Source organism: Massilia sp. METH4 (assembly GCF_037094685.1).
GTDB lineage: Bacteria > Pseudomonadota > Gammaproteobacteria > Burkholderiales > Burkholderiaceae_D > Rugamonas.
Map to the genome: position 1 here is coordinate 5,257,508 of NZ_CP146614.1, position 15,935 is coordinate 5,273,442.

At 66.9% G+C, this 15,935-nt stretch carries 11 protein-coding genes; 7 read left to right on the forward strand and 4 right to left on the reverse strand.

Going from position 1 to position 15,935, the window contains the following annotated elements:
- Positions 1–198 precede the first annotated feature (198 nt).
- The 4 genes from V6Z91_RS23035 to V6Z91_RS23050 all read left to right on the forward strand — a co-directional run bounded on the left by V6Z91_RS23035 (position 199) and on the right by V6Z91_RS23050 (position 4,124).
- On the forward strand, positions 199–732 hold the full coding sequence (locus V6Z91_RS23035; protein WP_338761698.1) for a hypothetical protein: 534 nt from the start codon (positions 199–201) through the stop codon (positions 730–732).
- 236 nt (positions 733–968) lie between these two features.
- Entirely contained in the window at positions 969–1,916 is a 948-nt protein-coding gene (locus V6Z91_RS23040) for a tyrosine-type recombinase/integrase (RefSeq protein ID WP_338761700.1), read from the forward strand.
- 143 nt (positions 1,917–2,059) lie between these two features.
- Positions 2,060–3,058, forward strand: coding sequence for an aldo/keto reductase (locus V6Z91_RS23045; RefSeq protein WP_338761702.1), 999 nt, complete (start codon positions 2,060–2,062; stop codon positions 3,056–3,058).
- A gap of 166 nt (positions 3,059–3,224) precedes the next feature.
- The gene (locus V6Z91_RS23050; protein WP_338761704.1) at positions 3,225–4,124 is read left to right on the forward strand and encodes a hypothetical protein; all 900 of its coding nucleotides are present in this window, start codon (positions 3,225–3,227) and stop codon (positions 4,122–4,124) included.
- Between the two features lie 18 nt (positions 4,125–4,142).
- Here the strand turns inward: V6Z91_RS23050 and V6Z91_RS23055 are convergent, their stop codons facing one another.
- Together V6Z91_RS23055 and V6Z91_RS23060 are read right to left on the reverse strand one after the other, a co-directional pair.
- Positions 4,143–4,643 carry an FxDxF family PEP-CTERM protein gene (locus V6Z91_RS23055; protein ID WP_338761707.1) on the reverse strand — a complete coding sequence of 167 codons (501 nt, stop codon included), beginning with the start codon at positions 4,641–4,643 and terminating at the stop codon, positions 4,143–4,145.
- A gap of 204 nt (positions 4,644–4,847) precedes the next feature.
- Entirely contained in the window at positions 4,848–7,142 is a 2,295-nt protein-coding gene (locus V6Z91_RS23060) for an FdhF/YdeP family oxidoreductase (RefSeq protein WP_338761709.1), read from the reverse strand.
- 119 nt (positions 7,143–7,261) lie between these two features.
- Here V6Z91_RS23060 and V6Z91_RS23065 point away from each other — a divergent pair, with 119 nt between their 5' ends.
- Positions 7,262–7,972, forward strand: coding sequence for a hypothetical protein (locus tag V6Z91_RS23065; RefSeq protein WP_338761711.1), 711 nt, complete (start codon positions 7,262–7,264; stop codon positions 7,970–7,972).
- Positions 7,973–8,040: 68 nt separating this feature from the next.
- Here the strand turns inward: V6Z91_RS23065 and V6Z91_RS23070 are convergent, their stop codons facing one another.
- Both V6Z91_RS23070 and V6Z91_RS23075 read right to left on the reverse strand, forming a co-directional pair.
- The gene (locus tag V6Z91_RS23070) at positions 8,041–8,511 is read right to left on the reverse strand and encodes a DUF1854 domain-containing protein (RefSeq protein WP_338761713.1); all 471 of its coding nucleotides are present in this window, start codon (positions 8,509–8,511) and stop codon (positions 8,041–8,043) included.
- Positions 8,498–10,780 (reverse strand): ABC transporter ATP-binding protein, encoded by a 2,283-nt coding sequence (locus V6Z91_RS23075; RefSeq protein ID WP_338761715.1) that lies wholly within the window; start codon positions 10,778–10,780, stop codon positions 8,498–8,500. Before V6Z91_RS23075 ends, V6Z91_RS23070 begins: the two co-directional genes overlap by 14 nt.
- Before the next feature lie 283 nt (positions 10,781–11,063).
- On the opposite strand from V6Z91_RS23075, the gene cphA (V6Z91_RS23080) reads away from it, so the two are divergent.
- Positions 11,064–13,241 (forward strand): cyanophycin synthetase, encoded by a 2,178-nt coding sequence (gene cphA / locus V6Z91_RS23080; protein WP_338761717.1) that lies wholly within the window; start codon positions 11,064–11,066, stop codon positions 13,239–13,241.
- Positions 13,242–13,279: 38 nt separating this feature from the next.
- Complete coding sequence (cphA, locus tag V6Z91_RS23085) at positions 13,280–15,850, forward strand: cyanophycin synthetase (RefSeq protein ID WP_338761719.1); 2,571 nt, start codon at positions 13,280–13,282, stop codon at positions 15,848–15,850.
- The last annotated feature ends 85 nt before the right edge of the window (positions 15,851–15,935 follow it).

Genomic DNA, 15,935 nt, shown 5'->3' on the forward strand with positions numbered 1-15,935 from the left:
GATTTACGCACCTTTATCGATGAGATAATGGCTTGCGCAGCCTGGCCAGCCGGGCCGCGCGCTTTAGAGCGCCTAACAAAACCCCCATCGCTGCGTTGCAGCGTCTCGCCGTACAGGTGTACTGTCTTCGACGCCGCGCCTTGCCATGCGGGTTTTGTTAGGCGCTCTTAACCGTGACCATCGGCAGGAGGAGGGGCAGTGAGCAAGAACGAACTTCCAGTTTCGCGCAAACAGATTCTTTACCTGGCCCTGGCCGTGTTCGTTCCATTGCTGTTCGCCGTCGCGGTCATCTGGTGGAGGCCGTCGACAGCGGGGGACGCCGAGTCCGACCAGGCGCGGGCAGCGGCCGTGCTCGCAGTGATGGCGATCGGCCTCGGGGCCATTGTTGCGGCCGCCGCACATCGGCGCGCGGTCGAGCTCGATGCCGATGTACTGGTGATCCGCCACAGCGTCTACACGCTGGCGCTGGACCGCTCCCGCATTGCCTCGGCCGCAGTGAAGGAGGTGGCGACCGTGGAGGAGCTCGGCCTTCGCACCCGCGCCAATGGCATTGCCGCCTTCGGCTACCTGTCGGGATGGTTCAGGACCAGGCACGGCCAGTTGATGTTTTGTGCGATATCCGCATGGCCGGTCTACCACATCGCGCTCGACGGGGAGGCGGAATGCAAGGAAATCGCCCTCAGCGCCTCACCAGAACTCGCGCGGCGTATCGCGGCGTGGGTGCAATCCTAGTTTCTTGCGGCCCCGGCTGCTGACAAAGCCGATCAATCGTCCAACACGACAACGCATCGCAGTCGCGCCCCGGCGTTTCACGTTCGTCATTTAATGCAACTAACCGAAAGAATCTTTCAAACCCGCGACCTCTAAGCATACGACGGATATCCGGCCCGCCACCAGGGAAAAGGTGCGGGAGCCGATCGCGCACGAGTGCGCAGGTTAGTTGCCAAGGGTGATAAGATCGACTCACCATGAACACTACCGCCTGGGACCGCAATCCCCTCATCGAATTCGAACGTTTCCTGCAAAGTCCGGCATTCGCGCAAACGGCGAAGAGAGCCGCGCCGCCGCTGTCCGAGGCGTCCGCCGAGGTCTATGGCTTCATGTTCGGCCGCTTCGTCAAGTGGCTCCACGAGCGTGGGCTGAAGATGAGCGGGGTGCAGCCGGGCGACCTGCGCGAGTTCCTGTCCACGCGGGATGCTCGGGGGCGCCCGCTGCACAGCAAGATCGCCTACCGTTACCTGCGGCTGCTCGAGCGCTGCTACGAGCACCTCGCCGCGGCGCCGAATCCGGCAAGTGTCGCCATCGCCTTGCTGGCGGCCGACCGGCCGGCGCGCGACCGCGAAATGGTGGCGCTGTCGCCCACCCAGGCCAACCAGGTCGTTGCCCACAAGCCCGAGCTGACGTCCTGGAAGCGGCGCCGCGACCGGGCGATGCAGCTGGTGATGCTGTGCGCGGGGCTGCGCGTGTCGGAAGCGATCGGCTTGCAGACCAGCGAAGTGGCGGCGGGGCCGGAGGAGGATGGCACCTTGCGGATTCGCCTGACCCCGGCGGGCAAGCAGCCGACCAGCCGGCCGCATGAAACCTTCCTGCAAGCGCACGCCGTGGGCGAGGTGCTCGACTGGCTGGAAACGCGCCGCCGGCTCGGCATCCCTGGCCGGCTGGCGTTTCCGGCAGACGAAGAAGGGCATCCGCTGCACAAGAGCACCGTGTACCGCCAGGCGCGCAACGCCCTGAAGGAAGCCGGCGTCGCGCTGCCCCACGCGGGCGGGCGAACCTTGCGCAACGGTTTCGCCGTCGTGGAACTCAATGCCGGCACGCCCGAGGAGGCGATGCGCAAGCGCCTCGGCCTGGTGCGTCCGCTGGCGCTGGAATCCTACCTGAGCGCCGCCCGCAAGCAGAAGGCCAAGCCGGCCTGAGGCGCACCTTGCCGGCTGTTTGCAATCCTGCGCACCGTGCCGGCCGTTCGCAATCGTGCGCACCGTGCCGGCCGTTCGCAACCGTGCGCGCCGTGGTCGCGGTGTAGCATAAGCCCTCGACCAACGGGAAGAGAGGACCGATCGTGAACCAGCGCTACCGACCGATCACGCGCCTGGGCCTTGGAGGCACCGGGCTGGGTGACATGTACCACGCCACCAGCGACGAAGCGGCCAATGCCACCGTCGATGCCGCCTGGGAGGCGGGCATCCGCTACTTCGACACCGCGCCGCACTACGGCACCGGCCTGTCCGAACTGCGCTTCGGCCACGCGCTGCGCCGGCGCAATCGCGCCGAGTACACGCTGTCGACCAAGGTGGGCCGGGTCCTGGTGCCGGACGTCGCGGGGGATATCCAGGCGCCTTTCGTATCGTCGCTGCCGTTCCGGCGCGTGATCGACTACACGGCGGACGGCGCGCGCCGCGCCGTCGAGGACAGCCTGCAACGCCTGGCCATCGGCAGTATCGACATCGTGTATGTGCATGACCTGTCGCCGGATTTCTTCGGCAACGAGTTCGATCACTACTTCCGCATCGCCGCCGGCCCCGGTGGCGCGTTCGAGGGCCTGGTCAAGTTGCGCGAGGAAGGCATCATCAAGGGCTGGGGCCTGGGCGTGAACACGGTGGAACCGTGCCTGCGCGCGCTCCAGCAATCCGACCCCGATATTTTCCTGCTGGCCGGCCGCTACACGCTGATGGAAACCACGCCGCTCGAGGCGCTGTTTCCGCTATGCGCCGAGCGTGGCGCGAACGTGGTGATCGGCGGGCCGTTCAACTCCGGTTTCCTGGCGGGCGGCAACAATTACGATTACGGCCCTGCAAAGCCGGAACACCACCAGCACCGCGACCGTCTGCGCCAGGTCGCGGCCCGTTACAACGTCGACCTGCCCGCCGCGGCGCTGCAGTTCGGCCTCGCGCACCCGGTCGTCGTGGCAACGATACCTGGCGCCAGCAGCCCGGAACACCTGCGCCGCAACGCCGCCCTGATGAACGTCGAGATACCGGAGGCATTCTGGCAGGATCTGCTGGCCGAAGGACTCCTGCCTCGGGAGGCACCGGTGCCCCCGCGCAGGGCGCAGCCGTAGTCGACTTGCTCGACCGGTGACAAGCCGCGCGCGGCCGAGAGGGAGGAAAATGCTGTCAGGACGATAAAATTGCTTTTTCTGCGACATGCTTTGTCCAAACATCGTACTCTTCCGTATGCGCGAACATTCTCCTTCTTCCGAACAGTCCGGCCCGTCGGACCCGGCCGTGGATCGCGGCGCCGGCGACACGCCGGCACCGCACTCGACATCCGCATCCGCCCCCTTCGATGCCACCCATCTCGGCGAAGGCAAGGCGGATGACTTCATTGCACCAGCCCTCGAGCCCGCGGCGGCGCGTCGCCGCGGACTCGCGCTAAGCTTGCTTTTCGGCACCGTGATCCTGCTTCTCGTCTTCGCGGCGTTCGCCTTGGTGCGTCAGTTCGAGGCGGAGCGGACCCTGCATGAGGTTGCACGCGCGGCGGCCGTGCCGCCGACGGCGCCCGCCAATGTGCTGGCAGGCGGGCAGGGGGGCGATGCATCGATGCGGGCGGATGCCGTGCCGGTTGCGAGTACGGCGAGTACGGCGAGTACGGGCGATGGGGCGCCTGCGCAAGCAATACCCCCGGTCGCCACCGTGCCGCCCGGCCAGGACATGGCCGCGGCTGCGCAGAGCTTGGCGCCTGCGGCTGCGGCAATGGCGGTCGGCAGCGGAGCGGCGGTTGCGGCAGCCGTCAATCCCGGCCGTGCCGGCGCCCCCATGCCGGAGCGTGACGGCGCCGACGCGCGCGCGGATACCGCCGGCACCAGGCTGGCGCGTGAGGGTGGCTCGTTTGAAGAGGGGCGTCACACCACGGCGCGCGCCATGGAGCAAGCAGCGAAGCAAGCAGCGAAGGGCTCGGCGGTGCAGCCCGCGAAAGGCGCGGCAAAGCAGTCTGGCAAGTCATCGGTCAAGCGCGCTAGAGCTGCGGCAGAGCGCCGGTCGGCACGGCGCTTCGCGCGCGACGAGACCTTCAAGCGCTGCCCGCCCCTTGGCAGGAAGGGTGCCGTGACCTGCCGCGTGCATATCTGCAATGGCGGCGCGGGAAAAGAGCGGGCCTGCCGTCCCTACCTGGAACGGTCGCCCTGAAGCGCCGCAGCCGGCAATTTAGCGCCGGCGCCGCGCAAACGTCGCCAGGACCCCGAGGCCGGCGATCAGCATGCCGTACGTGGCCGGTTCCGGAATCGGCGTAGTGAACGATAGAGAGATGTCGAGCGAGGCGTCGCGCACGGCGTTGCCGGTGGCAACCAGGGTATAGATCCCCGGGCCCAGGCTGCCCGCGAGGCTCGAGTGGGCAAAGCCTCCAAGAACGCCGGTGAATTCATCGCTCGCCACCACGTTCGACCAGGTGTCGAGAATATCGATGTTCACCCCGACCAGGCGCGGACCCTGGCCATCGGCGGTGTCGACGATCCAGCCGGCAAGGCCCGTGAAATCCACCGTGCTGCTCAGCGTGAAGGTCGTCACCTGGCTCAGGGCGCCCTGGTCTGCGGCAAAGGTGTCGACGAACAGGTTGTCCCCGGGGTCGATCGGTGTCTCCACCGTCGCGCTGTCGTCCAGGTTTCCGTAGTAGACGAATCGGGTATCGGCTTGTGCGGGCCCAGCCACCAGCGCGGCAAGCGCAGCGGCCCCAGCCCATCTGGTCAGTACAGATGAGGGCATGATCACTCCATGTCAATTGGTTGAGGAACCGCGCAGTGGCGCCAGGCGGCGCTAACTCCAGCCTAGACGCCCACCATGCTTTGTCAACCTTGCAAACATGATTTTTACTCAACCTGTCGCAAACCGGCCCTCGACGGCGTGCGAGCCGGATCAATGCAAGGCCACGCGCCGCACCAGCACGTCGATCGATTTCGCCGCCGGCACCTTGCTCTCGAGGGCATGGTGCCACAGCGGAATCAGGGGATTGCATTCCGGGTAGTAGCCGGCGACCGTGCCGGGCGGCACATCGTATGCCACCACGCGCAAGCCGCGCACATGGCGTGGCGCATCTGCGCTCACGGCCGTGGCCAGCTCGACTTCGTCGCCGTCCGCGAGGTGCAGCCGGTCCATCTCGGACCGGGCCATGAACAGCACCTTGCGGCTGCCGTACACGCCGCGGAAACGGTCGTCGTGGCTGTAGATCGTGGTATTGAACTGGCCGTCGCTGCGCACCGTGAAGAGGCGCAGCGCTGCCGGGTCGCGGCTGTCGGAATCGGGATCGGCCTCCAGCGATTGCGGCACCGAGAACTCGGCGCGCTTGCTGGGTGTGTTCCACACGCGCGCGGCCGCCCCCAGCGGCTTGCGGAAGCCGCCGGGCGTCCACATCCGGCGGTTGAAGTCGCGGAAGATCGCCGGATACGTCGCTTCGATCGCATCGCGGATGCGTGCGTAGTCGGCCACCCAGGCATCCCAGTCCACCTTTGGATTGGGCGCCAGCGTTGCCTTGGCCAGCCCCGCGACGATGGCAGGCTCGGACAGCAGCGTGGCGGCTGCCGGCTCGGCCATGCCGCGCGAGCCGTGCATGCAGGCCGTGCTGTCCTCCACCGTAACGGCCTGGGGAATCCCTCTTTGCCGGTCGATCTCGATGCGGCCCAGGCAGGGCAGGATATACGAGGCCTTGCCATGGATGACGTGGTTGCGATTGAGCTTGGTCGAAACCTGCACCGTCAGCGGCAGCTCGCGCCAGGCCGCCTCCATGCGCACCGTGTCGGGGACCGCGCGCACGAAGTTGCCGCCGAGGCCGATGAATGCCGGCACCTTGCCCGCCAGGATCGCCTCGCAGGCTTCCACCGTGTTCATGCCCGGTTTTCGCGGCGGCTCGAACCCGTATTGCTCCTTCAGCCGGTCGAGCGGTGCCAGTTCCGGCTTTTCGGTGATGCCCACCGTGCGCTGTCCCTGCACGTTCGAGTGGCCCCGCACGGGGCAGACGCCGGCGCCGGGCTTGCCGATATTGCCGCGCATGAGCAGGAAATTGACCAGCATCGTCACATTCTGCACGCCGTGGCGGTGCTGCGTGAGGCCCATGCCGTACACCCCCATTACCGCGGCGGAGCGGCAGTAGACGTCCGCCGCGGATTCCAGGGCCGCGCGCGACAGGCCGGATGCGGCCTCGATATCGTGCCACGCGCAGGCGCGCAGCGCGCCCTCGAAGGCGTCGAAGCCGTGCGTGTGCTCCTGCAGGAAGGGCATGTCCAGCACGCGCTGCGCACCAGGCGCGCGCGCTTCGTCGTCGCGCGCCAGCACGGCCTTGCACAAGCCCATCAGCGCGGCCGTGTCGCCACCGGGCTTGAGCTGGTGGTACTGCGTGCTGATCGCGGTTTCCTGGCCGGCCAGCATCTCGAGCGGCGATTGCGGATTCGTGAAGCTCACGAGCCCGCGCTCGCGCAACGGGTTGAACGTGATGACCTGCACGCCGCGCCGTCGCGCTTCCTGCAGCTGGTGCAGCATGCGCGGGCTGTTCACGCCCACGTTCTGCCCGAAAAAGAAGATGCAGTCCGTGTGCTGGAAGTCGTTCAGTTCGACGGTGCCGACGGCCACCCCGATCGACTTCTGCAAACCGACGGACGTGCTTTCGTGGCACATGTTCGAACTGTCGGGCAGGTTGTTGTTGCCGTACATGCGCGCGAACAGCTGGTACATGTACGAGGTTTCCAGCGACGCCCGGCCGGAGGAATAGAACACGACGTGTTCCCGTTCGCAGGCCCGCAGCGCCGCGCCGATCTCGCGGAACGCGGTTTCCCAGTCGATCGGGCGGTAGCGGTCGCTCGCCGCATCCCAGCGCAGCGGCACCGTCAGCCGGCCCTGGTCTTCCAGCGCATGGTCGCTCCAGCTCTCCAGTTCGGTGACCGTGTGCCGCTCGAAGAAGTCGGCGCCGATCGTCTTGCTGGTGGTTTCCCAGGCTGTGGCCTTGGCGCCGCTTTCACAGAATTCGAACGGATGCGGGTTGGCCGGCTTGGCCCAGGCGCAGCTCACGCAGGCATACCCGTCCGTTTTGTTCTGCTTGAGCAGCAGGCGGCTGTCCTTCAATGGCACATGCTCGTGCAGCAGGATGCTGGTCACTTCCTTGACGGATCCCCAGCCGCCCGCCGGCATGTCGGCGGACTCGACCCTCAACTTGTCGCTCATGGTATCTCCTTGGTAATGACCGACGGTAACCCGGCATTGCCCGGTGGTCAGTGCGCGGCCGCACAATGCAAGCCTCTACCGGTGCGCCGGGCGCCCTAAAGATGGGGTATCCTCGCGGGATGCAATCGGACCCTCAAGAGTCGGCCGGCGACTATGCCGGCAACAGTGCGCCGGAGCCGGCGCTTGGCGCCCCGACCCTGTCGCCCCGCGCTTCCCGCAAGCTCGCCCTTGCCGGCGGCGTGCTGCTGCTCGTCGCGATAGGCGTGGCGGGGGCATGGGCTGTCAGCGCCTGGCGGACCGACCGGGCCATGGCGAGCGTGGAGAGCTCCATCGCCGGGCAGGGGCTCACGCTGCCCGCAGGGGGCGCCCGGAGTGCCGCGCCGGGTGCGACGAGCCCGCCGACCGGCCCGGCATCGGCCGAGGAAACGGTGCGCGCTTCGCCGCCGGCAACCGACCGCCTGCCACCGCTGGTGCTCCCCGGCCAGCCGGTGCCGGCTGCCGTGCTGCGCGACTTGCCGGAATGGGTGACGGCCGAGGTGGCGCCATCACAGGGCTCCCGTGCGGCACGGACGCAAGAGTCGGCCGTACTGCCGGCCACACCTCCGGCTGCCACGGCGGTCACTTCCGGTGCGTCGGGAGACGAATCGGCTGTCCCCCGCGAACAGCCGGCGCCGCGCCGGCGCACCGAAGCGCCTGCCCGGGCGAATGGCTATGGCGCGATCTTTGCGCGCTGCCCGGGGCCGGGCCAGTCCGGCGCCGTCGAATGCCGGCGGGCGGTGTGCGACGGGGCCGCGCGCAAGGCGGCGGCCTGCGCGCCATATTTGAAATAAGCTGAAATAAGCTGAAATAACTTGAAATAAGCCGGGTCGGCGCGAACGGTCGTTCGCGCCGCGGCGAGTCACAGGAAGCGGTCCAGGATCTTCTTGCTGTGCTTGTCCAGCGTGTACTGGTTGCGGATCAGGAAGTGGATGCCGTGGGAATCCGAGACGAGCAGCGCTTCGGTGCCGATGCGCCGGATATCTTCCTCGCCGCGCAGCACGAAGTCGGCGGTGCCGCGGTCGGTCTCGACCGTCCACGTGCACGGGGTCGCGAAACTCGTGACATCCACGATGCGCCGGATCTCCGGCATGAATTCGCGGCCCGCCAGTTCCTCGCGTATCAGTGCAGCTGATTGCGGCGGCAGGTCGTCGAGCCGCTCGATCCACACGATCTCCTTGCCATCCGTGTTGACGAGGGCCAGGCCCTCGTCGGGCGCCTGGATCGGGAAGGCGCGTACCGGGGACACGCCCTCGTGCACCACGCCGTTGGCATCTTGCAGGGACAGGCGGCCGAAGGCATCCCGCCGCAGGGTAAAGTCAATTGTCGTCATCGCGTTGCGTGCCTTTGTCATCCAGGTCGGTATCGACGTTGCGGGCCTGCGCCTGGTACAGGCGGTAGTAGGCACCTTCCTTCGCCATCAGTTCTTCATGCGGGCCTTCCTCGACCACCTTGCCGCGGTCCATCACCACCAGGCGGTTGGCGCGCTGCAGCGTGGACAGGCGGTGCGCGATGGCGATGGTGGTGCGGCCGGCCACCAGGTTGTCCAGCGCCTTCTGGATTTCCTTCTCGGTTTCGGAGTCGACGGAGGCCGTGGCTTCGTCGAGGATCAGGATGCGCGGATCGATCAGCAGGGCACGGGCAATGGAAATGCGCTGGCGTTCGCCGCCGGACAGGCCCTGGCCCCGCTCACCCACCATCGAATCGTAGCCCTGCGGCAGGCGCAGGATGAAGTCGTGCGCGTGCGCGGCGCGGGCCGCGGCCATGATTTCGGCGCGCGTGGCGTTCGGCTTGCCGTAGGCGATGTTCTCGGCGATGGTGCCGAAGAACAGGAAGGGTTCCTGCAGCACCAGACCGATGTTGCGGCGGTAGTCAGACACGGCCAGCGAGCGGATGTCGACGCCATCGAGCAGGATCGCGCCCTCGGCCACGTCGTAGAAGCGGCAGATCAGGTTCACGAGCGTGGACTTGCCGGAACCCGAATGCCCGACCAGGCCGATCATCTCGCCGGCCTTGATCTCCAGGTTCACGCCGCGGTTGACGGCCCGGTTGCCATAGCGGAAGCCGACTTCGCGCAGCGTGATATTGCCCTCGACCTTGTCGAGCTTCACGGGGTTGGCGGGTTCCGGCACCGACGACACGTGGTCGAGGATGTCGAAGATGCGCTTGGCGGCGGACGCGGATTTCTGCGTGACGGACACGATGCGGCTCATCGAATCGAGGCGGCTGTAGAAGCGCGTCGAATACGTGAGGAAGGCGGTCAGCACGCCCACCGTCACGTGCGATTGCGACACCTGCCAGATGCCGAACACATAGATCACCAGCAGGCCGATCTCGGTCAGGAACGACACGGTCGGCGAGAACAGCGACCAGACCTTGTTGAGCTTGTCGTTGACGGCAAGGTTGTGCTTGTTGGCCACGCGGAAGCGCTGCGCCTCGCGCGTTTCCTGCGCGAAGGCCTTCACCACGCGGATGCCGGGAATCGTATCGGCCAGCACATTGGTCACCTCGCCCCACACGCGGTCGATCTTCTCGAAGCCGGTGCGCAGGCGGTCGCGCACGAGGTGGATCAGCCAGGCGATGAAGGGGAGCGGTACCAGCGTGACCATCGCCAGCCACGGATCGATCGTGAACAGGATCACGCCGGTCATGATGATCATCAGGCAGTCGGACGCGAAGTCGAGCAGGTGCAGCGACAGGAACACGCAGATGCGGTCGCTCTCGCTGCCGATGCGCGCCATCAGGTCGCCGGTACGTTTGCCGCCGAAGTATTCCAGCGACAGGCGGAGCAGGTGTTCGTAGGTGGCCGTACGCAGGTCCGCGCCGATGCGCTCGGAGACCAGCGCCAGCACATAGGTCTTGCCCCAGCCCAGCACCCAGGCCAGGATGGCGGCGGCCAGCAGGCCGCCCATGTACTTGTACACGAGGCTCGTGTCGACCGGCTGGCCGTTCTGGTAGGGGATCAGCACATTGTCCATCAGCGGCATGCTGATGTAGGGCGGGATCATGTGCGCGCCGGTCGAGAGCAGCATCAGGGTGAAGCCGCCCAGCAGGGGCCAGCGGTACGGGTGGGCGAAGCGCCACAGGCGGAACAGCGTCCAGGTCGATGGCGGGGTGTGCACGACCTTGGTGCAGATCGGGCATTCGTCCTGGTCCGGCTCCAGCGGGGCCTTGCAGGTGGGGCAGGCATGTTCCTCCGGGGGCACGACGGGAACGCCCGTCAACGCCGATTCCAGCAGGGGCCCAAACTGCTCGGTGAGCTTGATGGCGTGCAGGTTCTGGCCCAGCGTGAAGCGCCAGGCCGCCAGGCGGCCCAGTTCGTCGACGAGTTCCAGGTGGCCCACGCCCGCGTGGTCATGCAGTTTCAGCGCCATGCCCGCACGGTACGGCCACGAAAGCCAGCTTTCGCCCGGCGCGTGCGCCAGGATGCGCCGGTCCGTCAGCAGCACGATACCTTTCGCGAAATGCAATTTGGAATCGAGGTCAACCTCCAGCGCACTTTGGACGTTTTCCCCAGGAGCAAGCTGCAGTTGCGTGTCCGAACGCCATATCTCAGGTAGTTCGATGCGCGGCGGCCCCGGGGGAAGATCGGTTCTTGTCATTGTCTGGAAAGCTCCATTATTCTGTACCGTGGACTTTGCCAACGGGCAAGAAAGTAAAATAGATGGGAAAATATCAGCCTGAATCACAGCCTGTGCATCAGCTAACAACGGTTCAGGCTATCAGTGCGCTGACACGATTAGCGCACGGAAGAACAGGGCCTAATTTTATTTATTGTATTCTTCGGGGACGATTCGGAAGAGGAAGCTGCCTCCCGGACGGCCTGGCACACCGCCGGGCCGCAGGGCGGGCGAAGTATAGCGTAAGAGGTACTAGAGCAAAAACATGACCAAAAAGAAAGATATCGACGTTCTCCGCGTTAACTACCTGCGCGGACCGAACATCTGGACCTACCGCCCCGTCATCGAAGCCTGGCTCGATATCGGCGACCTGGAAAACTTCCCTTCCAATAAGATTCCTGGCCTGTATGAACGCCTCACCGCGCTGCTGCCCGGCATGATCGAGCACCGCTGCGGCGTGGGCGAACACGGCGGATTCTTCGAGCGCCTGCGCGACGGCACCTATGCCGGGCACATCCTCGAACACGTGGTACTGGAGTTGCAGAACCTGGCCGGCATGCGCACGGGCTTCGGCCAGACCCGCCAGACGGCCGAGGGCAGCGGCATCTACAAGATGGCCTTCCGCACCCGGCAGGAAAACGTGGGGCGCGCCGCCCTGGCGGCCGGCCGCGACCTGCTGATGGCCTGCATCGAAGACCGGCCCTACGACCTCAAGGCCACGGTGGACAAGCTGACTGACATGGTCGAGCGCCTGTGCCTAGGCCCATCCACGAACAGTATCGTGGATGCGGCGGTCGACCGCGCCATCCCGCATATCCGCCTGACCGACGGCAACCTGGTGCAGCTGGGCCACGGTGCCCGCCAGCGCCGCATCTGGACGGCGGAGACGGACAACACGAGCGCGATCGCCGAAGGCATCGCCAGCGACAAGGACATGACCAAGAGCATCCTCGCATCCTGCGGCGTGCCCGTGCCCGAAGGCGCGCTGGTCAAGACCGAGGATGAAGCCTGGGAAGAAGCGCAGGATATCGGCCTGCCGGTGGTCGTGAAACCTTCCGACGCGAACCATGGCCGCGGCGTGACGCTGAACCTGACGAACGAGGCCGACGTACGGAAGGCCTTCCATATCGCGCTCGAACGGGGCGACAGCTCGTCGGTGATCGTCGAGCGCTACATCCTCGGCGACGAGCACCGCCTGCTCGTGGTCGGCCGCAAGGTCGTCGCCGCGTCGCGCGGCGAGTCCGTGTGGATCACGGCCGACGGCAAGTCGACCATCACGCAGCTGGTCGACGCGCAGATCAATTCCGACCCGCGCCGCGGGCCGAACGAGGAACATCCGCTGAACCCGGTGGAACCGGAGAAGTCGCCCGAAGTGCAGCTGGTACTGCAGGGCCAGGGCCTGGCGCACGATTCCGTGCCGGAAGCCGGCCGCAAGGTACTCATCGCCATCAACGGCAATGTCGCCAACGACGTGACCGATCTCGTGCATCCGGCCGTGGCCGAGATGGCGGCCCTGGCGGCACGCGCCGTAGGCCTGGACATTGCCGGCATCGACCTGGTCGCGCAGGATATCTCGCGCCCGCTGGAAGAACAGGGCGGCGCCATCATCGAGGTCAACGCGAGCCCGGGCCTGCTGGCCCACCTGAAGCCCGCGCCGGGCGGCACGCCGCGGCCGGTGGGCGAGGCCATCGTCGACCAGCTGTTCGCGCCGGGCGAGAACGGCCGCATTCCCATCGTGGGCGTGGCCGGCACCTGCCATACCGCGCTGATCGCGCGCCTGACCGCCTGGCAATTGCAGGTCTCGGGCCGCTATGTGGGCGTGGCCTGCGAGGAAGGCGTCTACCTGAACGGGCGCAAGATCGCGCGCGGCCCGCTGACCGAATGGGAATCGGGCCAGCGCCTGCTGCTGAACAAGAACGTGGAATCGGCCGTCTTCGCCAACGGCAACCGCATGATCCTCACCGAGGGCCTGCCCTACGACCGCTGCACGGTCGGCGTCGTCACCGACACGCGCGGCCATGACCGCCTGGGCGAGTTCTATATCGATGCGCCGGACCAGATGTACCGCGTGCTGCGCACGCAGGTCGACGTGGTGCTGTCCGACGGCGTCGCGGTGCTCAACGCCGCGGACGAACAGGTGGCCGACATGGCCCGGCTGTGCGATGGCGAAGTGCTGTTCTACGCGGTCGAGGAAAGCGCGCCGGCGCTGGCCGCGCACCGCAAGGAAGGCGGCCGGGTCGTGTTCGGCCGCGGCGGCTCGTTCGTGATGGCCATCGGTGCCGATGAAGTCGCCGAACTGCCGGCCAACTGCCTGCCGAACGACGAGGACGAGTGCCGCGAAGCCGTGCTGGCCGCGATCGGCACGGGCTGGGCGCTGGGCCTGTCGCCGGACCTGGTGGCCGCCGCCCTGCGCACGTTCGAATGGAAAAACCGCCGGGCGTAAGCCGGCGGCAGAGAATAAAACCAAACAGGAATCAGTACATGGAAGTGATCCGCACCCGCGCGTTGCGCGGCCCTAACCTCTGGAGCCACCATACGGCGATCGAAGCCATCGTGTCCTGCACGCCGGAAGAACTGGCGGCCGACAAGCTGCCCGGCTTCGAAGTAAGGCTGCGCGCGCGCTTTCCCCGCATCGGCCAGTTCCAGCCGCATGGCCATAGCGACGCGGTACCACTGGCGCACGTGCTGGAGCTGACGGCGCTGGCATTGCAGGCCGAGGCCGGGTGCCCCGTCACGTTCAGCCGCACCACGCCGACGGTGGAACAGGGCATCTTCCAGATGGTCGTCGAATACACCGAGGAAGAAGTGGGCAAGCTGGCCGTGGAGCTGGCGGAAAAGCTGGTCAACTCGGCGCTGCTGGACACGCCGTTCGACCTGAACGCCGCGCTGACGGAACTGCGCGACCTCGACGAGGACGTGCGCCTGGGTCCGAGCACGGGTGCCATCGTGCAGGCCGCCGTGGCCCGCAAGATCCCTTACCGCCGCATGACGCAAGGCTCGATGGTAGCCTTTGGCTGGGGCAGCAAGCAACGCCGCATCCAGGCCGCCGAGATCGACTCGACCAGCGCGATCGCCGAGAACATCGCGCAGGACAAGGAATTGACGAAGAAGCTGCTGGACGCCGCCGGTGTACCGGTGCCCGTCGGCCGCACCGTCGACAGCGCCGCCGAGGCCTGGGAAGTGGCCCAGCTGATCGGCCTGCCCGTGGTGATCAAGCCGAAGGACGGCAACCAGGGCAAGGGCGTGACCGTCAACATCACCACCGAGGAACAGACGCATGCCGCATTCAACACGGCGCGCGAGTTCCGCGACGACATCATGGTCGAACGCTTCCTGCCCGGCCACGACTACCGCCTGCTGGTGATCGGCAACAAGCTGATCGCCGCCGCGCGCCGCGATCCGCCGCACGTCGTCGGCGATGGCAAGCATTCGGTGCGCGAGCTGGTCGACATGGTCAATGCCGACCCGCGCCGCGGCAGCGGGCATTCCACGTCGCTGACCAAGATCCGCTTCGACGATATCGCGCTCGCGCGCCTGAAGCTGCAAGACCTGGAGGCGGACTCGGTGCCGGCCCAGGGCCAGCGCGTCATCCTGCGCAACAACGCCAACCTGTCCACCGGCGGCACGGCCACCGACGTGACCGATGACGTGCACCCCGAAGTGGCGGCGCGCGCCGTGGAAGCGGCGCAGATGATCGGCCTCGATATCTGCGGCGTGGACGTGGTCGTCGATTCCGTGCTGCGTCCGATCGAGGAACAGAACGGCGGCGTGGTGGAAGTGAACGCCGCGCCGGGCCTGCGCATGCACCTGTCGCCGTCGTACGGCAAGGGCCGCCCGATCGGCGAGGCAATCGTGGGTACCCTGTTCGCCGAGGGCGAGGATGGCCGCATTCCCGTCGTCGCCGTGACCGGCACGAACGGCAAGACCACCACGGTGCGCCTGATCGCCCACCTGATCGCTTCGTCCGGCCTGCGCGTCGGCATGACCAATACCGACGGCGTGTACGTCAACGGTCGCCAGATCGACTCGGGCGACTGCTCGGGCCCGCGCAGCGCGCGCAACGTGCTGCAGCACCCGGACGTGGACGCGGCCGTGTTCGAGACGGCGCGCGGCGGCATCCTGCGCGAGGGCCTGGCCTTCGACCGCTGCAAGGTGGCCGTCGTCACCAATATCGGCGCGGGCGACCACCTGGGCCTGAACTACATCACCACGGTCGAAGACCTAGCGGTGCTCAAGCGCGTGATCGTGCAGAACGTGGATGAAAACGGCTGGGCCGTGCTGAACGCCACCGACCCGATCGTCGCTGCCATGGCCTCCGTATCGAAGGGCAAGGTGATCTTCTTCGGTGCCGACCGTTATCACCCGGTGGTTGCCACGCACATCGCGCAGGGCCGCCGTACCGTGTACGTCGACAAGGGCGACCTGGTCGCCGTCGAAGGCAAGTCCCAGCAGCGCATCGCGCTGGCGGACGTGCCGCTGACGCGCAACGGCACGATCGGCTTCCAGGTCGAGAACGCCATGGCGGCGGTGGCCGCCGCCTGGGGTGCCGGCATCGACTGGCAATCGATCCGCCTGGGCCTGAGCACGTTCACGACGGACAGCCACAACGCGCCCGGCCGCTTCAATGTGTTCGACTACCGCGGCGCCACCGTGATCGCCGACTACGGCCACAACCCCGACGCGATGCTGGCCCTGGTGCGTGCCGTGGAATCGATGCCGGCCAAGCGCCGCTCCGTGGTGATCAGCGGCGCGGGCGACCGCCGCGACGAGGACATCACCCAGCAGACCGAAATCCTCGGCAAGGCGTTCGACGACGTTGTGCTGTACGAAGACCAGTGCCAGCGCGGCCGCGCCGACGGCGAAGTGATCGCGCTGCTGCGCCAGGGCCTGCAAGGCGCCCCGCGCACCCGCAACGTGGACGAGATCAACGGCGAATTCGTCGCCATCGACCTGGCCATGGATCGCCTGCAGGAAGGCGACCTGTGCCTGATCCTGATCGACCAGGTCGAGGAGGCGCTGGCGTACATCGCCAAGCGCGTCGCGGCAGGCTGAACCTCTACGCTTGCGGTTTGCCGGCGTAAGCGGGCAGCCGCCGGCCGCGGAACACCGGTGACAGGCACCATTTTTCTTCGAAAAT

Coding starts and splice junctions, on each gene's coding strand:
- V6Z91_RS23040 (WP_338761700.1), top strand. CDS start 969: ATGAACACTACCGCCTGGGACCGCAATCCCCTCATCGAATTCGAACGT.
- V6Z91_RS23060 (WP_338761709.1), bottom strand. CDS start 7,142: ATGAGCGACAAGTTGAGGGTCGAGTCCGCCGACATGCCGGCGGGCGGC.
- V6Z91_RS23065 (WP_338761711.1), top strand. CDS start 7,262: ATGCAATCGGACCCTCAAGAGTCGGCCGGCGACTATGCCGGCAACAGT.
- V6Z91_RS23070 (WP_338761713.1), bottom strand. CDS start 8,511: ATGACGACAATTGACTTTACCCTGCGGCGGGATGCCTTCGGCCGCCTG.
- V6Z91_RS23075 (WP_338761715.1), bottom strand. CDS start 10,780: ATGACAAGAACCGATCTTCCCCCGGGGCCGCCGCGCATCGAACTACCT.
- cphA (WP_338761717.1), top strand. CDS start 11,064: ATGACCAAAAAGAAAGATATCGACGTTCTCCGCGTTAACTACCTGCGC.
- cphA (WP_338761719.1), top strand. CDS start 13,280: ATGGAAGTGATCCGCACCCGCGCGTTGCGCGGCCCTAACCTCTGGAGC.